This window comes from Nocardia sp. CWNU-33 (assembly GCF_046764895.1).
Classification (GTDB): domain Bacteria; phylum Actinomycetota; class Actinomycetes; order Mycobacteriales; family Mycobacteriaceae; genus Nocardia.
The window spans coordinates 287,970-306,620 of record NZ_JBKOQN010000003.1 but is presented as its reverse complement, the minus strand read 5'-3'; the positions used below and the strand labels follow the sequence as shown (position 1 = coordinate 306,620).

The following is an 18,651-nucleotide window of genomic DNA, read 5'->3' as shown; positions in this document are numbered from 1 at the left end:
CCGCACCATCCCACATCGGTCATGCCCATAGAACATGAAACACGGAACAGTTTCAGTGGTCGTGACCGCAGGCTGGGCGGCGGCCACGACAGACGTCCACCCTGTCCCGCTCGGCGGGTCGATCAAGTGAGCTGCCATGGCGCCGGAACCCGGTGGCGCTTCAGCTGAGCAGTGGTGTTCAGCTTCGGGAGCGAGCGGCAACGACGACCGCTGCGAGGGTGAGGGCGCAGCCGATGACAGTCATGACCGACAGTCCGGCACCGGTGGGAATCGCGATGTCCAAGAGGACCGAGGCGAGGAGTTGGCCGGCCACCGACGTCAGACCGAGGAGCAGGACCCCGATCCAGCGGACGGTGAGAGCCGCAAGGGCAATGAAAGCGACACCGATGACGCCACCCACATAGAGCCAAGGCTCGCTGGGGAATTCGGTGGGCCAACCGGTGCGGGCGAGAATGAGCGCTTTGATGGCGAACAGGGCAGCGGTGCCGATACCGAAGTTCACGAGGGTGGCGGCGAAGGGACCGCCGACCGCGCCGACTCGACCGTTGACCGCCTGCTGCCAGGCCAGACCGATGCCTGCCAACGCGGGCAGGACGACCAGCAATGCGACCGGGCCGTCACGCAGCCACTCCGGGACGGCCGAGGAACCGACCGCGGTACCTGAGCGACCGGCCGCGGCCAGGACCACCGCGACCATCGCAAGGGCAGCGCCGCCGAGACGCAATGCGGTGACCGGGGTGCGGCCACTGGGAGCCACACCGAGACGATCCACCACCAGACTGCTCACCAGCTGACCTGCCACCACAGCCACCGTGAACGCGGTGACACCGATCGCGGCGACCGTAAGCCCCTGACACGCGACGAAGAACGCACCACACAGCCCCCCGAGCAACTGCCACGGGCGCAGCTCACCGGATTCCAGCGCTATCCGCACCCGCGCGAGCCCGCCACGCAGGCGGCGACTGACAACGAACGCAACGCCGAGCAGCACCAGCCCGAGGCCGAAACTGATGCACGCGGCAGCGATTCCGTCATGCAACCGCGCCCCCAGCGCACCATTGACCCGCCCCTGCACCGCTACCCCGGCCCCGATACAGAAGCCGAAGACCAGCCCCACCTGCCGCCGCCCGGTCACCCCCGCACGGTACCGCGCCCCGTCCGCATCCCGACTACCCCTCCGCCTCGCCACGCACCCACAGCCAGTCCGCACTCCGGAAGCCGTGCACCCTGCTCAGGTTGACGTGAGAGAAATGGTGGCCGCCACCGCATTGGCGGCCACCATTTCACTAACGCCATTACCCAAAGTTACTGGGACGCAATCCTAACCAGCGCTCGCTCGAGCTATCCCGCGCGTAGTGCCGTGCGGTTGGTGGCGAAGGTGTCGTGGCGGGCATAAGTGCGGTCGCCGCCGTTGCGGGCGATGGAGCCGCGGACCAGGCGGGTACGGATGCGGGCGCCCAGTTCTTCGTGGAATCGGGTGGTGCCGGGGAGGAGTTGGCGGGGGATTTCCAGGACGCCGTTGACGACGGCGGTGGCCATGACCGCGCTCTGGAATAGTTTGTTGTTCGGTAGGCCGAGGAAGTCGGAGTTGGTCGGGCCGAGGATGATTCGGCTGTAGGCAACCATGTAGCCGGTGACCGCCTTGCGGACCAGGCGCTGTGGAGCGGTGTCGTTGCCGACGAACAGGCCGCCCGCGGCGGTGACGAGGGCCTGGGCCAAGAGACGGGAGTCCTTATCGGGGATGAATTCGGTGTCGGCGAGGATCCAGAAGGCGCGCCAGGTGTCGGTTTCACAGGTCGGCAGGATCTCGGCGTCGATGCCGAGCAGGAAGCCGACGTAGCGCCACAGGTGGAAGACCGCGTCCTTTTCCTTGGCGGAGAATCGCAGTCCGAGCGCCTGCGCGCCAACCAGATTCGCCATGGAGAACAGGCCGAGGGTGCCGACGGTGAGCACTTGGTTCACCGGCTGATCCCATGCGGCGTAATCCCAGTCGGGCCGTCGATTCATGCCCGCGCGCACCAGCGCGTGCATCAGGCGCACCCGCAGCACGCTCTGGTATCCGACCCGATTGTGTTGCAGCCCACCGGGAGTGGTGACATCCAGCCACCACTGTGTGGTTTCGGCGAGTCGGCGCGGCGCCATCGCGTTCAGGTCGCCGGTGCCGACGAGCGTTTTGTCCGCACGGGAGGCGAGATAGCCGCCCATCAGGGCGAACATACCCATGGCTATGCCGCCCCAGACACTGGTGCGGCCGACGACGCGGGCACCGCGATCGATCTTGCCGCGATCGAGCCAGTACGGGTCCGCCTCGACCTGTTCGAAGAGTGCCCGCAGCTCTTGCGGCGCGTCCGGCACCGCATCTATGCCCTGCTCGACGGCGATCTCGAACATCCGACGGCCCTCGCCGACCGGCAGGCGCTGGATCATCGCCACCACGTCGTCGGCCAGCGGATCGCCTACCTGCGCGAAGCGGCGGAACGAATCGCGCTGGGCGGCGGTGCAGCGCAGATCGCCCGGCGCGAGGACCGGAACAGCCTGCCGGAAGGGGAACTCGGTGAACAGCGGCGGCGTGGGTAGCAGCTGGTTGTCATGCGTCATTGCACTTCACCCATCGGTTCGAGGTTCGCGTCGGTGCACGCATCGGGCACCTTCTGACAAGAACGTCTCACAGAATTGAAAATCTGGCAAGGATCTATGCCAGAATGGTCTCCGATGACTACCACCTCGCGGTCCTACGGCGGCGTGCCGATCGAACAGCGCCGGGCGCGCCGCCGCGCCGCGCTGCTGGATGCGGCACTGGAAATCATCGGGACCTCGGGTTTTGCCAAGCTGACCGTCTCCGGCCTGTGCACCAAGGCAAAGCTGTCGGAGCGCTACTACTACGAGAGCTTCACCGACCTCGATTCGGTATTCAGCGAACTGTTCGACCGGATCGTCGACGAGATCGGCCAGGTCGTCGTCACCGCGTTCATGACAACCGGCGCCGACATCCGCGCGAAGACCAGAGCCGCCATCGCCGCCGCTGTCGACCTCATCGCCGATGATCCACGCAAGGCACGCATCGCCACCGTCGAGGCTCAACTGAACCCGGCCCTGCTGATGCGCAGGGCCGAGGTGATGCGCTCGTTCGCAGGCATCATGCTGGCCGTATGCGCCGAAGAAGTCGGCGCCGACGTCGTCGAAAACGCCGGCGAACACGCCGAATTCGCCGCAACCCACCTCCTCGGCGGTCTCTGGGAAACCACCAACAGCTGGCTGGCAGGCACCCTCCCCATCACCCGCCGAACTCTCATCGACCGTTCCACCGACCAATTCCTGCTCACCGCAAGCCATCTCATCGGCAGCCCGCTCGACTGACCACGCCGAGCGGGTCCACCACTTGCCACTCGCCCGGTCAGTCGGCATTCGCTCGGCGGCGGGGTAGCCAAGAGGGGGTGACCAGCGCGATCGGCAGGATTGTGGCGCCGAGCAGAGCGACCGTCGTGGGCATCGACAGCCAGGAGGTTGCGGCGGCGGCGAAGCCGAATACCGCGAGCGCGACCACCTCCGAGGCCAGGCCGGACACCGAGGTGACCGTCGCGCGGGCGGGTCCTTCGATGGCATCCTGTAGCCGCGCTCCTGCCACGATGCTCGCGTTGTAGACGATGCCGTAGGAGACGCCGATTGCGGTAAATCCAATGCCGGCAAGCACATACACGGCGCTGGGCCAACGGATCGCCAGTCCGGCGACCAGTGCGCCACCGGCAAACAGCACACCGCCCACCCCGACCGCGACCGCCATCGTCCGCGCCGCCATCGCCTCGGTGCGCCCGGCCGACATCGAACCGATCAATGAGCCGAGCACCGTCACTCCGACCAGCAACGGCACCACGGCAGTCGATACACCGACCGACTCCGCGAGCAGCGCAAAGTACTCGTCGAACGCCGTGATCCCGGACAACAGCGCCCCCAACAGCACGCCGCTTCGCACGGCCCGCACCCGAATCACCTCACCGACTCCGGTGCGCAGCATGGTCAGATACCCGGCGAACGGCCCCAACACAGCTGAGCCGGGCGCGGCCTGGTCGACCAGCATCGCATCACACGAAACTGTCGAGCGACCGCCATGGGCGGCCGACTGGCTCGTCGATAGCGCTGCGGGACGATCCGGTCCGCCGCCACATTCAGCGACGTCCACCACCACAGCAGGACCCTCGGACCACGCGGCAGGACCATCGGACAGCGCGGCACGACCATCAGACAGCTCGGCACGACCATCAGACAGCTCGGCACGACCATTGGATATTCCTGCGGGCTGGACTGATTCGGCAGACCGGATCCCGGCAGCAGTGGTCGTCGATCCGTCCGATGTGGTCGGAACTTCAGCACCGACCACCGAGGGGCCAGAGGCCGGTGATTGCACTGAATCATTCGCAGCGACATCATGTTCCGGGCCGTCGGCGTACGCCGCGCATACCGCTAGCGGTGAGGTCGAGCTATCGACGCCAGGCGCTGAGCGGCGTTGCGGCGGTGATCGGGGCGGATCGGCTTCGGCGGCATCGTCTTCCAGGTCCTCGACAGCTGCGGCGGACACTGCCTTCGGTGCGCTCGGGAGCGACAGACCGAGGAGGGTGTGGGTTGCGGCGATGAGGACGCTGGACCAGCCGAGCAGGGCGTATCCGCCCCAGACGTACAGCGGTGTCGCGGCGAGAATGGCGATCACAATCGCGGCTTCCGAGGCGGCTCGCGCGTAGCCGAGGATGCGCGGGTAGGCCGCGCGCTCGCCTTGTGCGGCGAGCTCGTCATAGAGCAGTGCCTCGAAGGTTCCGGACTGCAATGCGCCGGAAACGCCCCACAGGACGAAACCTGCCGCGAAGCCGAGACAGGTGGGGACCAGGGTCCATGCCGCGAATCCCGCGGTCAGCAGCGCGCCGCTGAGCACCAGCAGAGCTCGCCGCGACACTGTGTCCGCCCAGGCGCCGGAGGGCACCTCGAGCAGGAACGCGGTGGTCGACCAGATCGCGAACAGCGAGGAGATCTGCCCGGTGTTCAACCCATGATCAGCGAACAGCAACGCGTACAGCGCATACAGCGGAATGAGGTCACCGATGCCCTTGAAGAGCACCGCCCGAACCGTGAGGGCATGAAGGCCGAGTTTGCCGGCGCGACCCGTCAACCGGACGCGTAGCGACCTATCGGCTCAACAGCCGTAGAAGAGCAACCGCATGATGCTCAGCTTGGTCGCCCCCGCCGCAGCCCGTCAAGTGATTTCCACGGCGCAGAAGGAGCCCGGCCGCACGAGACTTCGCGCACCGATACGGCCCACTCCCAGGCTCTTCGACGCGACAGCTAGCGGCAAGGACGTCGAACGCGGCTCACCCGAGCGGCAGCCAACCGTTGGCAGCGTGCATGTCGCCGTCGCCGATCTCACGGTCCGACGCGCCGGGGCCTACTCGGCCGTTGTGCTCGTTGAGGTCGCTGATCAGGTCGGCGACAGGATGTGAATCGCTGTAGTGGTAGCCCTGTGCGAGGGCGAATCCGAGCTCGGTCAGGACCGCGGCCTGGTATTCGGTTTCCACGCCCTCGGCGATCACCTGTAGGTCCAACGCGCTGCTCAGGGCGGCGATGACGCCGAGCAGCGGCGGGGCCGGGGAATCCGAGCGGATCGCGGCGACGAAGGACTGGTCGACCTTGAGGATGTCGCTGGGCAGGGTGGCGAGCCGGCTCAGCGAGGAGTAGCCGGTGCCGAAATCGTCGATGGCGATGCGCACGCCCCGCTCCCGCAGGATGTGCAGATTGCCGATGGCCGTCTGGGATTCGGCGGCGAGTTCGCTCTCGGTGACCTCGAGCACCAGCTGGTCGGCGGGCCAGCCGGTGCTCGCGAGAATGTTCGCAACCCGATCGGCGTAGCCGGTCTCGGCGAGTTCCAGGCCACTGACGTTCACATTCAACGTCAGATCGAGCTGGGCGAAGGTCTCTTGCAGCCGCGCGGCATCCGCGCAGGCCCTGCGCAACACCAGCTCGTCGAGGTCGGAGATGAGGTCGTATTCTTCGGCGACCCGGATCAGCCCCTCGGTGGTGACGTCGGGCTGCGCGCTCGACGACCAGCGCAGCAGCGCCTCCACACCGACCGCCTTGCCGCCGCCCTCGGTCAGGCTGACAATCGGCTGGTAGTGCACGTCCAACGCGCCGCGATCGATCGCCTCGCGCAGCTCGACGGCCAGCGGCAGCTGCCGCGAGGACTCGAGTACCGTGCGGTTGCGACCGGCCTGCTTGGCCCGGTACAGGCCGACGTCGGCACGGCTGACCAGCAGCGAACCCGACTCCCCCGGCTGCCATGACGTGACGCCCGCGGAACACCCGGTGGTCACTGCGGCCCGCAACTGCTCGGTCAGCAGGATCGCGGCCTGCTCAGTGGTATTCGGCAACAGCAATGCGAAAGCATCGCCGCCGTAGCGGGCCAGCCGCTGATCGGGAGCGAGCAGCTTGGACCAGGTATCAGCAACACGCTGTAGCACCGCGTCACCGGCGCGATGGCCGAGGTGATCGTTGATTTTCTGGAAGCGGTCGAGGTCGACGAGCACCAGCGCGAGGCCCTGCCCGCTGCGGGTGGCGTGCTCGATCGCGATGTTCAGCGCACGGTCGAAGCCACGCCGGTTCAGCAGACCGGTGAGCACATCGATATCGGCTTCGGAGGCCATCCTGGTCAGGATGCCGACGACGACACCCACACCGAAGGTCACGCCTGCCGGAATCAACCCGGACCACCAGGGCAAGCCGGGGACAACGGGCCGCGCGGGCAGCACCCAGAGGCACAACACGATGGCGAACGCGATGTGCGCGAGCGCCTGCGACCAGGCGAAGAACAGCGCCGCATCACAGGCGACGAAGACATAGAACGAGGCGAGGCCGATCGCGCCGACCGTGTTCGGGAACGAATGCACCGCGACGGTCACCAGGACCGTCGCGATGGCGACGTACCCGTGATGAATGGAATGCGGCAGTCGCGGCCCCCACGCGAGCAGCGTAAGTCCCAGCGTCAGCGCAATCGCTGCAGCTGTACCGACCAGCGGTCGATTACCCTCGTCCCCCGGTGCGATGGCAGTAATAATCAGGCCAAGCACACCACCCATGACGTAGAACGCCCCGGTGGTCCGAGCCATGACCATAGCTGTCGCCAGCGCCGATGCCGCCCGCACCCGGGTTCGGGTATCGCCGCGCGCCCCGATTCCTCGCACGGGCAATAGCCTAGAGGTAACGATTCGCACTGGTTGCCACATCCCGTGAATCCGGCATGGCGAACCAGCGGCTATAACCTGTTGGCAATGTGAGCCGGGTTATTTGGTCGGTCGCAATAGGTCGGTTCCGACGAACGGAACCAGCGCGGCGGGCACCCGCACCGAACCGTCGGCCTGCTGGTTGTTCTCCAGAATCGCCACGATCCAGCGCGTGGTCGCCAGTGTGCCATTCAAAGTGGCTGCGATCTGCGGCTTTCCGTTTTCGTCCCGGTATCGCACCGACAGCCTGCGCGCTTGGAAGGTGGTGCAGTTCGAGGTCGAAGTGAGCTCACGATAGGCCTGCTGGGTGGGCACCCACGCCTCACAATCGAATTTGCGCGCCGCCGAGCTGCCGAGATCGCCTGCCGCGACATCGATGATCCGATAAGGGACCTCGACAGCGGCCAGCATGTCCTGCTCCCACGCCAGCAGCCGCCGATGCTCGGCGTCGGCCTGCTCCGGCGTGGTGTAGACGAACATCTCGACCTTGTCGAACTGGTGCACCCGGATGATGCCGCGGGTGTCCTTGCCGTAGCTGCCCGCCTCGCGACGGAAGCACGACGACCAACCCGCATACCGCTTCGGACCGTCGCTCAGATCGAGGATCTCGCCCGAGTGGTAGCCGGCGAGTGGCACCTCCGAGGTGCCGACCAGGTACAGATCATCGTCGGCGAGGTGGTAGACCTCTGCCGAGTGCTGGCCGAGGAACCCGGTGCCCGCCATGATCTCCGGCCGGACGAGCACGGGCGGAATCATCATGGTGAAGCCGTTGGCGACCGCACGTTGCGCGGCCAGCTGCAGCAGCCCCAGTTGCAACAGCGCGCCGTATCCGGTGAGGAAGTAGAAGCGCGCGCCCGAGACCTTCGCGCCGCGCTCCATGTCGATCAGCCCGAGCGACTCGCCGAGTTCCAGATGGTCCTTCGGCTCGAAATCGAATTCCGTTGGCGTGCCGATGGTCTCCAAGACGATGTAGTCGTCCTCGCCGCCCGCGGGCGCGCCCTCCTGCACAACGTTCGAAAGGGCGCGCTGTGCGGCGTCCAGGTCGGCGTCGGCGGCGTGCTGCGCCACCTCGGCCTCCTTGACCTTCACCGACATCTCCTGCGCCTGCGCAAGCAGCGCGGACCGTTCCTCCGGGCTCGCCTTGCCGACCAGCTTGCCCATGGCCTTGTGCTCGGCACGCAGGTTGTCGGCGGTGGCCACCGCCGCACGGCGCGCCGCATCCGCTTCGAGCAGGGCGTCGACGAGGGCGGGGTCTTCGCCGCGGGCGCGCTGCGAGGCGCGGACCGCGTCAGGGTTGTCCCGCAGGAATCGGAGGTCGATCATGGGTGACCAGCCTAATAGGCGCAGCCGGACGTAGTCCGACCGCAGTCCGCGCCGGGCCGAGCGAAGGCGAGGCAGCCGCCTAATAGGCGCAGCCGGACGTAGTCCGACCGCAGTCCGCGCCGGGCCGAGCGAAGGCGAGGCAGCCGCCTAATAGGCGCAGCCGGACGTAGTCCGACCGCAGTCCGCGCCGGGTCGAGCGAAGGCGAGGCAGCCGCCTAATAGGCGCGGTGTTGCTGTTTCACGCCGATATCCCAGGATGTGGGCCATCGGGCCCTGTTCGCGCGCATAGTTGGTTTGTGGGCACAACTTTCGACGAAACAGAGATCGATAGCGCACTGTCCGATCTGACCGCGGGCGAGAAGGCGTGGGCCCAGACTTCGCTGCGCCGTCGTCGCGAACTCCTCGACGAAATCCACACCCGAACCGGACGCTTCGCCGCCGACTGGGTGCGTGCGGCTCGCACCTGGAAGGGGCTCGATGAGGACTCACCGCTGGTCGGTGAGGAATGGATGTCGGGTCCGATGACACTGCTGCAGGCCACAGCCGCGCTGTTGGCCACGCTGACGGCGCTGGAGCAGGGGCGCAGTCCACTCGACGGGGTTGCGCTCACCGCGGCCCCAGGAGATCGGGTCGCGGTGCCGATCCTGCCGCTGGATGTCTACGACCGTCTGCTGCTCAGCGGCTTCCGGGGCGAGGTGTGGCTGCGGCCCGGCGTCGACGCCGGCACCGCGCGCCGACGCGCCGGGCTGGCCCAGCTCGACCCGACGGCAACCGCGGGCATCGGCGCGATACTCGGCGCAGGCAACATCACCTCGATTCCGCCGCTGGACGCGTTGTACGAGCTTTACGCGCACAACCGGGTGGTCGCGCTGAAACTGAACCCGATCACCGATCCGCTGTTCACGGTGCTCGAGATGATCTTCGCGCCGCTCATCGAGCTCGGCGTGCTGCGGATCCTGACCGGCGGGGCAGAAGCGGGCGGGTATCTGGTGCACCATCCCGACGTGGCGCATGTGCACATGACCGGCAGCGCGCACACCCATGACGCGATCGTCTGGGGGCCCGGACCGGAGGGACAGGAACGCAAGTCCGACCAACGCCCGCTGCTGGACAAGCCGATCACCAGTGAACTCGGTGGCGTCTCGCCGACCATCGTCGTGCCAGGCGAATGGAGCGACGCCGATCTGCGTTTCCAGGCCGAGCACGTCGCGACCCAGCGGTTGCACAACGGCGGCTACAACTGCGTCGCCACCCAAGCCGTGGTGCTGAGCGCGAACTGGCCGCAGAAGGAGAAATTCCTCGCCGAGCTGCGCGCCGCGCTCGACAAGGCGCCGCAGCGTCCGGCCTACTACCCGGGCAGCGACAACCGCGTTGCCGACGCAGTTGCGGCGTATCCCGACGCGGAACGGTTCGGGCCGGGGCAGAGTCGGGTGCTGGTCGAGAATTTGCCGCAGACCGAGACCCCGCTGCTGCGCACCGAGTACTTCGCACCGGTGCTGGGCGTGGTCGAACTGCCCGATGACGGCGGCGAATTCCTGCAGCACGCAGTCGATTTCGCGAACACCGAACTCACCGGAACGCTCGGCGCCAATGTGATCGCGCACCCGAGCACCATCAAACGGCTCGGCGTCGCCTTCGACCGCGCGATCGAACGGCTGCGCTACGGCGCGATCGCGGTCAACGCCTGGACCGGGCTGGCCTTCCTCACGCCACGGGCCGCGTGGGGCGCCTACCCCGGCCACACCATCGACGACGTGCAGAGCGGAATCGGCGTGGTGCACAACGCTTTCCTGCTCGACGATGTGGAACGGACGGTGGTGAGCGGGCCGTTCCGGCCGGCGCCGCGGTCACTGATGCACGGTGAACTCGCGCTGTCTCCGAAGCCGCCGTGGTTCGTCACGAATGCCACCGCCGCGGCGACCGGGCGCAAACTGACGGAGTTCTACGCGAGCGGCAACCCGGCGCGGCTGCCGGGAGTGTTCCTGTCGGCGTTTCGCGGCTGAGATCAGGCCGCTACGGCGGTGTCGGCAAGCCATTGCCTGCGCCTGATCGACCAGGTCGTAGCACCGGGGATCAGACGCTGCCATGATGGATCGCGATGTCCTCCGATGATGTGCCTCAGCCCCCGCGGGCGACCGAGCATCCCTCGGGCGCCAAGCCGTCGCGTCTCGGCTCGTTCCCACGCTCGCTGGATGACGCCCGCGCGTTGCTCACGGGTAGCAACCTGCACCTGTCCGCACCGACCCTGCGCTGGGGGCTGCTCGCCGTCGCGGCGGGCGCCGTCATCGCGGCCATGGTCACGCTGTTCGTGACCGGGTTCGACAACGAAACGGGGCTGGAGGCGCACACTCCCGGGTCGCCGGTCGACACCGTGCTGGACAAGGAGTTCGGCACCGCAGCCAGAGGCGACTGCCTCAGCTGGACCAAGCCGGACCGCGGCGACCTGGTGAAGGTGGCGTGCTCGAACAGGCATCTGTTCGAGGTCGCTGCCGACATCGACATGAGCAAGTACCCGGGCAAAGAATTCGGCGCCGGCTCGCGGTTCCCGGACTCGCTGCGCCTGACCGAGCTCAAGGAAGAGCATTGCGTCCCCGCAGTGCAGCAGTACATGAGCGGGCACTTCGATCCGCGCGGGCGCTATGTCGTCGGGCTGATGTACCCGAGCCCCGACGGGTGGAAACACGGTGATCGGACGCTGCGCTGTGGGCTGCAGTTCTCCGGAAGTACCGGGACCCCACTGCCGTCGACGGGCAGCGCCGCCGAACACGATCAGTCGAAGGTGTTCGAGGCGGGGACCTGCCTCGGCATCAACCAGAACCTGCCGACCGATCCGGTGGACTGCGGGCAGGCGCACGCCGTCGAGATCGTGTCCACCATCGACCTCGCGGCTCGGTTCCCCGGTGGGCCGCCCGCCAAGGAGGAGCAGGATCGGTTCGTCGAGGAGGAGTGCGCCCGCTCCGCTACCGACTATCTGGGGTCGCCCGATCAGGTGCGCAACAAGACGCTGACGCTGTTCTTCGACTATGTCGATGCCCGCAGCTGGCTGGCCGGCAGTCGCAAGCTGGATTGCATGATCGGCAAAGGCACCGACCGGGAAGGCTTCGCCCCGATCATCGGCTCGGCGAAGGGCGAGATCTTGATCAACGGCCAGGCGCCGGTGCCACCGCCGAACTCGGGCCGCCGGACGCCTGCGCCGCTGCCGGGTGCGGCGCCGCTGCCGCCGCAGCCGCGTTAGGCAGGCCGCCCTTCCGATGTCGGTCACCATGTCCGAGGACCGGTTCGAAGAACTGGTCGGCGATGCGCTCGATCTCATTCCGCCAGAGCTGGCCAGTGCCATCGATAATGTGGTCGTGCTTATCGAGGCTCGCAATTCGGAAGACTCGCGGCTGCTCGGTCTATATCACGGGATCGCACTCACCGAACGCGATAGCCAATACGGCGGAGCGCTGCCCGACACTGTCACGATCTACCGCGACGCGATCCTCGAAATCTGCGACGATGAGAGCCAAGTCGTCGAAGAAGTGGCGATCACTGTGATCCATGAGATTGCACACTATTTCGGGATTGACGAAGACCGGTTGCATCAGTTGGGATGGGGCTAGTCTTTTTACGCAGCTGTGGGACCGGAGCGCAGCTGTCAAGGCACGAAAGAAAATTGGGGATTCGATGGAACCGATTGCCTCGCTGTCGCGTCCTATCACTCGTAGGGGGAATTCTCGTGGTTCCGCCCAGTAGCCGCCACTAGAAGGAGTCGAGTCATGTTTGGTGTAGACATCACACCCGAAGCCGTCCTGGCCGCAGCACTAGAACTGGATCTGGTTGCCGACCGGCTGGCCGCCGCACACGTGCTGAGCGCCGCGGCGACGCACGTGCTCCCGTCCGGGATGGACGAGGTGTCGCTGCTGGCAGCCAATCACTTCAACCGGGGCGCCATGACCCACGACCAGGCGGTCGCCCAGGCAGTCCTCGAGCTGCATCACGCTGCCGCCACGCTGCGCATGCAGCTCGCCACGCACGTCGGTGAGGACATCCTCCGGGCGAGCGTGATCAAGGCCACCGAGATGACCCTCGGCCAGTAGGCCCGCGGACAGCTCTGATTACGGAAAAAGGGGAGAAACAAGCATGACCGCAGGTATGACCGGGGTGTTCTGGCTGCCCCGTATGGCAGAAGGAAACTCCATCGCGCTCAACGCGGGCGCACACGGCGTCCCGATCTCGGCGGCCGCCGCCGCGTGGGGCGGGCTGACCGGCGCGTGGATCGACGCCACCACGACCGCTGTCCGGGTGATGGCCGAGTTGGGCATCGGCATGCAGGGTGTCAACGGTGTCGCCGCGCTCGCCAGGCTCGCCGGCTTCACCGGATGGGCCGAGCAGCAGAGCGTCATGGCGGCCACCTTGGGCGCGAAGGCCGTCGCGAACGCGACCGCGTACACCGTCGCGTCGATAGCGATGCCGAGCATCCCGGAGATCGCGGCCGTCGACAGCGCCCGGGTCGCGGCCGCCTCCACCGGCGGCGTCCTGAACGGCAGCTCCGAGATCGCGGAGGCAGCCAAGGCCGCCTTGGATCTGCGCGCCGCGCTGACCATGGAGACCTACGAAGCGGCCACCACCGCGACAGTGGCGACCCCCGGCGAGTTCGTGCCGCCCCCCGCGATCGCCAACGGCGCCGGAACCGCGGACCCGAGCTCGGCCGAGGCCGCGTTCCAGGGGGATCCGGTGTCGTCCGCGATCGCCGCGGCAGTCGGGGTCGTGAACAACCCGGCCATTGCGAGCGCCGCGACACAGGCAGCGAACGTCATCGGCTCGGTGGCAACCTCGGGTGTCAGCACGGTCGGCACCCTCGGCGCCAATGCGATCTCGGCCGTCACCAGCGCGACGCCGTCGATGGGCGGTATGGCCGCCGCGCCGATGTCGATGATGGGTGTCGGCACCGCGGTCTCCGCGGCTGCCGCGGCAACCCGCTCGGCGGCATCCGCCCCGGGCGCGAACCCCAACGCATCGCTCAAGCTTCCCGAAGGCTGGGGTGCGGGCGCCGCGGTCGGCATGCCTGCCACGACCGCGGTCGCCGAGTCCGTCAACGTGCGTTTCGATGCCGCGCCGGTCCGTCCGGCGGCGCCCTCGGGCAGTCCGTTGCTCGGCAACCGGGTGCAAGACAGCGAAGACGACGAGACCGAGCACAAGTCGGCCGACTACCTGCGCACCGATCACTTCAACGACGGTCGCTACATGGCCGACGGCGTCATCGGCGCGGACACAGCCGGGACGGCTAAGTGACGGTGCTGGGTGCGGGCCACGGCCCGTCGATGCTCGCGGCGGTTGTGTTGTCGCTCGACGAGATGCAGTTTCTCCTGGAGAAGCTGGAGATCGACGAGCTGCCCATCGTGCTCCAGGCGATGGGACGCTACGACAACGTGACCGATCACGATGCGGCGATGGCCGTGGCTGCTCAGTCGCTCACCGATCGGGAACTCCTGATCGGTGGCTCGGTTCACCAAGAGCTCGAAGACCGGCTGCGGGCGCTGTACCGACCCCACTGGGTGGTCGCGATACGACTGTTCGTGGAAGGCAATGCGAGTCGCATGTGCCTGGCGAAGGGCGATGACTTCGTTGCCGTCGCCCTTCGCGGGCCGCACTCCTATGTCATCGACCAGGTCGAGGACGACCTGGCCGGACCGGTGATCACCGCGCTCGGGCCTGCCGAGCCGCTCGAGCTGACAGGCATGCGCGCCGAGACCGAACAGCTCGTCCCGATCTTCGACGACACCGGCGACGCCAAGGCGACTGCCGCCCGGCTCGCCAGGGTGGGACATCCCGCCACTGACGCGCAGGCCATCGCCTCGGCGATGGTGGAGATCCATTCGCACGCCGAGATCGTGGGCGTGATCTATGGCGACGGCACCAAGGACTACGCCGAGAACCACATCGCCGTGTTCAACACCCGGGGCGGTCGATTCATCGCCACCGCAAGCGTTTCCGATGACGGCACCAAGTGGACGTCGCTCAGCAGCGGAACGACGGGGCGGTTGCGGACCGCACTGCAGGATTTGATCAGTGTGCTGCCCGAACGCGAGGACTTCCCGAGCAACCGGGCATTGACCTGACGCGGCTAACCCATCGGGTCGTCGGCGGTCGGTGCCACCTCGTAGCCGAACGGCGGTGTGAAACGACCCCAGCGGATGCATTCCCAGCCGCCGACGGCACGGGGCACCAATTCGATGGTCTCGGTGTTGTCGAGATGGTTGTTGGTGGTGAACGGCGGCGCTACCCCGGTGAGGGTCCGTGAGACCAGTCGCATGGCGGCGCCGTGATTGACCAGCAGCACGTCGCCGTCGGCGGCGTCGGACGCCAGGTAGGTCGTCCGGAGCGTCTCGATTACCGGCAGAAAGCGGGCGAGCACGTCGTACCCGGACTCGCCACCGGACACTCGCTGCGTGAGATCGCCCTCGTGCCAGGCCCGGTACACCCGTTGGAAGGTCTCGTGCGCCTCCTGGGTTGCCAGGCCCTCCAGGTCGCCGACCTGCACCTCGTGCACGCCGTCGAGCACTTCGGCGGGCACGCCGGTCGCCGCCTCGATGTAGCCTGCGGTCTGTCTGGCGCGCAGCGCCGTCGAACAGAACACCGCACGCGGCTCCATGAGCAGACTCGAACCGAACGTCTTCGCTTGTGCCGCACCACGTTCGGTGAGTGGCAGGCCAGGGACTTCGGTGTCGAGGATCTTGGCGACATTGCCTTCGGTCTCACCGTGCCGGACCAGAATCAGCTTTCCGCTCATAGATCCGCCACCCCCTTTCTTAGCTGGGTCAGCCATTCTGCGGCCGCCTCATCCGACGGCGGCGGGGTCCCCGTCGCCGATGTCGCGGGCCACGAACCGAGGAACCTGATCCGCGCGGTGCGGTGCAGCGCCTTGAGCGCCTCCGCCACCGCCGCGTCATCGATGTGCCCGACGCAGTCGAGATAGAAGCGATAGGTGCCGAGGCCCGTCCGGGTGGGGCGGGATTCGATTCTGGTCAGATCGATACCGCGAGTGGCGAATTCGGCAAACGCGCGCATCAGCGAACCCGGCTCGTTGGACAGTTCCAGCACGATCGACGTGCGATCCGCGCCGGTCGCGCGCGGCGCCACGCGAGGCTTGGTGACCAGGACGAACCGGGTGATCGCGTGTTCATGGTCAGCCACGCCCGAAGCCACTGCCGTCAGCCCGAGGCGCTCACCCGCCAGTGCGGTGGAGACCGCGGCGTCGGCATGACCGGCAGCCACGTCCTCGGCGGCGGCGGCGTTCGATGCCGAGGTGTACGGCTGCGCGTTCGGCAGGTTGCGCGAGACCCACACGCGCACCTGCGCCGCAGCAACCGGATAGGCGGCCAGTGTCCGCACATCGGCGAGCCGGGTGCCCGATTTGGCGAGAATTGTGAAGGTCACTTCCAACTCGGTCTCGGCGACGATCTGCAGTCGCGGGCCGATCGCGAGCGAATCCAAGGTCGCCGAGATGGATCCTTCGACGGAGCTCTCGATCGGCACAACCGCACCGTCGACGTCACCGGACCGAATGAGGTCCAGCGCGGCCCCTTGGCTCGGCGCGGCGACCCGCTCGACCGGCCGGTCGAAGGCCTCCGAGGATTCGAGCTTGGCAAGGGCCATCTCGGTGAAGGTTCCGGACGGACCGAAGTACGCGATTCGCGGCACGATTACGACAGTACTTGCGGTTGCCGGTGTGCTGGAAAAATTCGGCGCACTGGGAAGTTCTGTTCACCTGACACTCCCCTGCCGTGCGGCCTCCGTCGCCGACGGTAAGGGCGCTACCGCCACACCGACGCGGATCTGCCTTCGGGCGGCTCGCCGCACTGTTCGCGGGTTGCCCTCGCGCTCGCGAAATCTGTTGTCACCTGGGCGAATCGGCGATGGCGAGCGGCGCGAGGGAATGCGTCACCTCGTCTGGTGTGTCGGTTTCGATGGCAAGCAGCACGCTGCGAACGGCCTCGATCGCCGGTGGTTTCAGTGCGGTCAGAAAGGCGATGTTCGGGGTGCTGAGGGCGGTGCGGATGTCCTCGCCGCACAGGGCAGCGGCGGTTGCCGCAACGATTGCCAGGGCCCGATCGCCGTGCGCGGTACGAGCGATGAACCCAGTATCCGCGTGTGCGACTTCCGCAAGAAGATCGGCGATCTCCGCATCCGCGACATCCACATCGACGGTGCGCGCCGTCGTATCTCCCGGTCCGGATCCGGTGGCACGCACCAGACCTGCGACCAGGCTGCGTCGCGCGGGCGCTGTCAACGAAACCAACACCGGTTCTCCCGATCCATCCGCCATCTCCTCACCGTAGCCATGGCCGGTCGCACTGAAATCTCAGGATCCGGCCGCGGCGAACGCTTGCGGAACGACCGCGCGTGACTTAGCTTAGGGTTACCTAAGCTAGCGCAACCGAAGCCGGGCAACACCGAGTACTGGAGGTCTGCATGCCGAACCCGACCGTCGCACCATCCACCGCCGAGCGGGTTCGCAACGCGTGCGCGCATGCGGAGCAGGCGGTACTCGCGATGCCGGGCATCGATCCGACCCCGGTTTCGGTACATCACCTGCGGGAGTGTGGTGATGTGGTGATCGCGGTGCCGACCGCGTCCATGGCCACCGTGCTCGCCGCGAATTCCGGCGCTGCCGGCGCGGCGGCGGTATTGGAGCTCACCGATCACTCGCCGCTGACACTGCGGGAGCCGGTGCGGGCACTGGTATGGCTGCGCGGCTGGGTGCGCACCGTGCCCAATCAGGCGCAACGTGCGCTGGCCTCCGAGGTGGCCAAAGACCATCCGCATCCCGGACTGCTGGATGTCGGATACACCGCGACCCTGCTGTGGGTGGTGATCAACTCTGCGGTGCTGGCCGACTCGACCGGCGCCGAATCCGTCTGCGTCGACGAACTCCGCCACGCCGAGCCCGACCCGTTCTGCGCGCTCGAGTCCGCATGGCTGCAGCACATGGACGCCGACCACGCGGATGTCGTCGCCCAACTCGCCCGCCACCTGCCGCCCCGCCTGCAGCGCGGCTCGGTGCACCCGCTCGCCATCGACCGATACGGCCTCACCCTGCGCATCGAAGGCACCGACGGCGACCACGACTTCCGCTTGCCCTTCAACACCCCTGCCGAAGACATCGAATCCCTGAGCCGCGCCGTCCGCACGCTCGCGGGCTGTCCCTTCCTGAACGGGTTGCGGCGCATCTGAAGTCCGCCGGTGCCGCGCACTCTGCGTTGGCAATAGATTCGTGCGCATGTGCGCTGCTGAATCGGTTCCCACCTGGGACAGGCCCGAGCCGGCGGATCGGGAGCGATTCGCCATCCGGCTCGAGATCGCGGTCGTTCTGGTCGTCACCTTCGGGCTGAGCGGGCTCAACGCCGCGCTGTCGCTGATCGAGAGCGCGCTCTCACCCGGTGGGGTCGGCGGTCGGACGGTCGCGCTGAATCCGTCGCGCGCGACCCAGTCGACGATCGATCTGCTGTTTCAGCTGCTCGGGGTGTTACGGCTGGCCGGGTGGGCGGCACTGGGCCTATACCTGTTGTGGCGCAGCGGTATCGGACCGCGGATGATCGGACTCGCGCGGCTGCGGTGGCGTTCGGACGTACTGCCCGGGCTCGCACTCGCGGCGGTCATCGGGCTGCCCGGACTCGGCCTGTATCTGACCGCGCACGCACTCGGCATCAGCGTCACCATCGTGCCGAGCTCGCTCGGCGACCACTGGTGGCGGCTGTCGGCCCTCATCCTTTCCGCCTGCGCGAACGCGGCGGCCGAGGAGATCCTGGTGGTCGCGTATCTGATCACCAGGCTGCGCAAACTCGGCTGGTCGGAGGATTCGTCGCTGCTGGCCTCGGCGCTGCTGCGCGGCAGCTACCACTTGTATCAAGGCTTGGGCGGCGGCATCGGAAATCTGGTGATGGGCGTGATCTTCGGCCGCTTCTGGCAGCGCACCAATCGCCTGTGGCCGCTGATTCTGGCGCACGCCACAATCGACGCGGTGGCCTACATCGGCTACACGATCTTGCGTGGGCACGTTTCCTGGTTGCCGTAACCAACTTCGGTCTAT

Annotated in this window: 17 protein-coding genes; 9 read left to right on the top strand and 8 right to left on the bottom strand. The window is 67.3% G+C overall.

Annotated features, from left to right (window positions below; genetic code table 11):
- Nucleotides 1–178: 178 nt before the first annotated feature.
- Nucleotides 179–1,135 carry a DMT family transporter gene (locus ACLMAL_RS05560; RefSeq protein ID WP_411998078.1) on the bottom strand — a complete coding sequence of 319 codons (957 nt, stop codon included), beginning with the start codon at nt 1,133–1,135 and terminating at the stop codon, nt 179–181.
- A gap of 206 nt (nt 1,136–1,341) precedes the next feature.
- Nucleotides 1,342–2,598, bottom strand: a complete 1,257-nt coding sequence (locus ACLMAL_RS05555) for an oxygenase MpaB family protein (protein WP_411998077.1) — start codon at nt 2,596–2,598, stop codon at nt 1,342–1,344.
- A gap of 114 nt (nt 2,599–2,712) precedes the next feature.
- Between ACLMAL_RS05555 and ACLMAL_RS05550 the strand changes: the two genes are divergently transcribed.
- Nucleotides 2,713–3,357 (top strand): TetR/AcrR family transcriptional regulator, encoded by a 645-nt coding sequence (locus ACLMAL_RS05550; protein ID WP_411998076.1) that lies wholly within the window; start codon nt 2,713–2,715, stop codon nt 3,355–3,357.
- 37 nt (nt 3,358–3,394) lie between these two features.
- Here ACLMAL_RS05550 and ACLMAL_RS05545 read toward each other — a convergent pair whose 3' ends face one another.
- The 3 genes from ACLMAL_RS05545 to serS form a co-directional block, all read right to left on the bottom strand.
- Nucleotides 3,395–5,104, bottom strand: a complete 1,710-nt coding sequence (locus tag ACLMAL_RS05545; protein WP_411998075.1) for an MFS transporter — start codon at nt 5,102–5,104, stop codon at nt 3,395–3,397.
- A gap of 250 nt (nt 5,105–5,354) precedes the next feature.
- A complete protein-coding gene (locus tag ACLMAL_RS05540) occupies nt 5,355–7,217 on the bottom strand; it encodes a putative bifunctional diguanylate cyclase/phosphodiesterase (protein ID WP_411998074.1) in 1,863 nt (620 codons plus the stop codon).
- Between the two features lie 99 nt (nt 7,218–7,316).
- Nucleotides 7,317–8,579: a serine--tRNA ligase gene (serS, locus tag ACLMAL_RS05535; protein WP_411998073.1), complete on the bottom strand. Its 1,263-nt coding sequence runs from the start codon at nt 8,577–8,579 to the stop codon at nt 7,317–7,319.
- Between the two features lie 296 nt (nt 8,580–8,875).
- Between serS and ACLMAL_RS05530 the strand changes: the two genes are divergently transcribed.
- The 6 genes from ACLMAL_RS05530 to ACLMAL_RS05505 all read left to right on the top strand — a co-directional run bounded on the left by ACLMAL_RS05530 (nt 8,876) and on the right by ACLMAL_RS05505 (nt 14,680).
- Entirely contained in the window at nt 8,876–10,582 is a 1,707-nt protein-coding gene (locus ACLMAL_RS05530; protein ID WP_411998072.1) for an aldehyde dehydrogenase family protein, read from the top strand.
- A gap of 95 nt (nt 10,583–10,677) precedes the next feature.
- Nucleotides 10,678–11,814, top strand: a complete 1,137-nt coding sequence (locus ACLMAL_RS05525; RefSeq protein ID WP_411998071.1) for a septum formation family protein — start codon at nt 10,678–10,680, stop codon at nt 11,812–11,814.
- Between the two features lie 16 nt (nt 11,815–11,830).
- Nucleotides 11,831–12,181, top strand: a complete 351-nt coding sequence (locus ACLMAL_RS05520) for a metallopeptidase family protein (protein ID WP_328407917.1) — start codon at nt 11,831–11,833, stop codon at nt 12,179–12,181.
- A 156-nt stretch (nt 12,182–12,337) separates the two neighbouring features.
- A complete protein-coding gene (locus ACLMAL_RS05515) occupies nt 12,338–12,658 on the top strand; it encodes a PE family protein (protein WP_411998070.1) in 321 nt (106 codons plus the stop codon).
- A 43-nt stretch (nt 12,659–12,701) separates the two neighbouring features.
- The gene (locus tag ACLMAL_RS05510; protein WP_411998069.1) at nt 12,702–13,853 is read left to right on the top strand and encodes a PPE domain-containing protein; all 1,152 of its coding nucleotides are present in this window, start codon (nt 12,702–12,704) and stop codon (nt 13,851–13,853) included.
- Nucleotides 13,850–14,680 carry an ESX secretion-associated protein EspG gene (locus tag ACLMAL_RS05505; protein WP_411998068.1) on the top strand — a complete coding sequence of 277 codons (831 nt, stop codon included), beginning with the start codon at nt 13,850–13,852 and terminating at the stop codon, nt 14,678–14,680. Before ACLMAL_RS05510 ends, ACLMAL_RS05505 begins: the two co-directional genes overlap by 4 nt.
- A gap of 5 nt (nt 14,681–14,685) precedes the next feature.
- Here ACLMAL_RS05505 and ACLMAL_RS05500 read toward each other — a convergent pair whose 3' ends face one another.
- The 3 genes from ACLMAL_RS05500 to ACLMAL_RS05490 all read right to left on the bottom strand — a co-directional run bounded on the left by ACLMAL_RS05500 (nt 14,686) and on the right by ACLMAL_RS05490 (nt 16,887).
- Nucleotides 14,686–15,351, bottom strand: coding sequence for a histidine phosphatase family protein (locus tag ACLMAL_RS05500; RefSeq protein ID WP_411998067.1), 666 nt, complete (start codon nt 15,349–15,351; stop codon nt 14,686–14,688).
- The gene (gene pheA / locus ACLMAL_RS05495; RefSeq protein ID WP_411998066.1) at nt 15,348–16,262 is read right to left on the bottom strand and encodes a prephenate dehydratase; all 915 of its coding nucleotides are present in this window, start codon (nt 16,260–16,262) and stop codon (nt 15,348–15,350) included. Before pheA ends, ACLMAL_RS05500 begins: the two co-directional genes overlap by 4 nt.
- Nucleotides 16,263–16,458: 196 nt before the next feature.
- Nucleotides 16,459–16,887 (bottom strand): hypothetical protein, encoded by a 429-nt coding sequence (locus tag ACLMAL_RS05490; RefSeq protein WP_411998065.1) that lies wholly within the window; start codon nt 16,885–16,887, stop codon nt 16,459–16,461.
- Nucleotides 16,888–17,033: 146 nt separating this feature from the next.
- Here ACLMAL_RS05490 and ACLMAL_RS05485 point away from each other — a divergent pair, with 146 nt between their 5' ends.
- On the top strand, nt 17,034–17,795 hold the full coding sequence (locus ACLMAL_RS05485; RefSeq protein WP_411998064.1) for a DUF2470 domain-containing protein: 762 nt from the start codon (nt 17,034–17,036) through the stop codon (nt 17,793–17,795).
- Nucleotides 17,796–17,841: 46 nt separating this feature from the next.
- The gene (locus ACLMAL_RS05480; RefSeq protein ID WP_411998063.1) at nt 17,842–18,636 is read left to right on the top strand and encodes a CPBP family intramembrane glutamic endopeptidase; all 795 of its coding nucleotides are present in this window, start codon (nt 17,842–17,844) and stop codon (nt 18,634–18,636) included.
- The last annotated feature ends 15 nt before the right edge of the window (nt 18,637–18,651 follow it).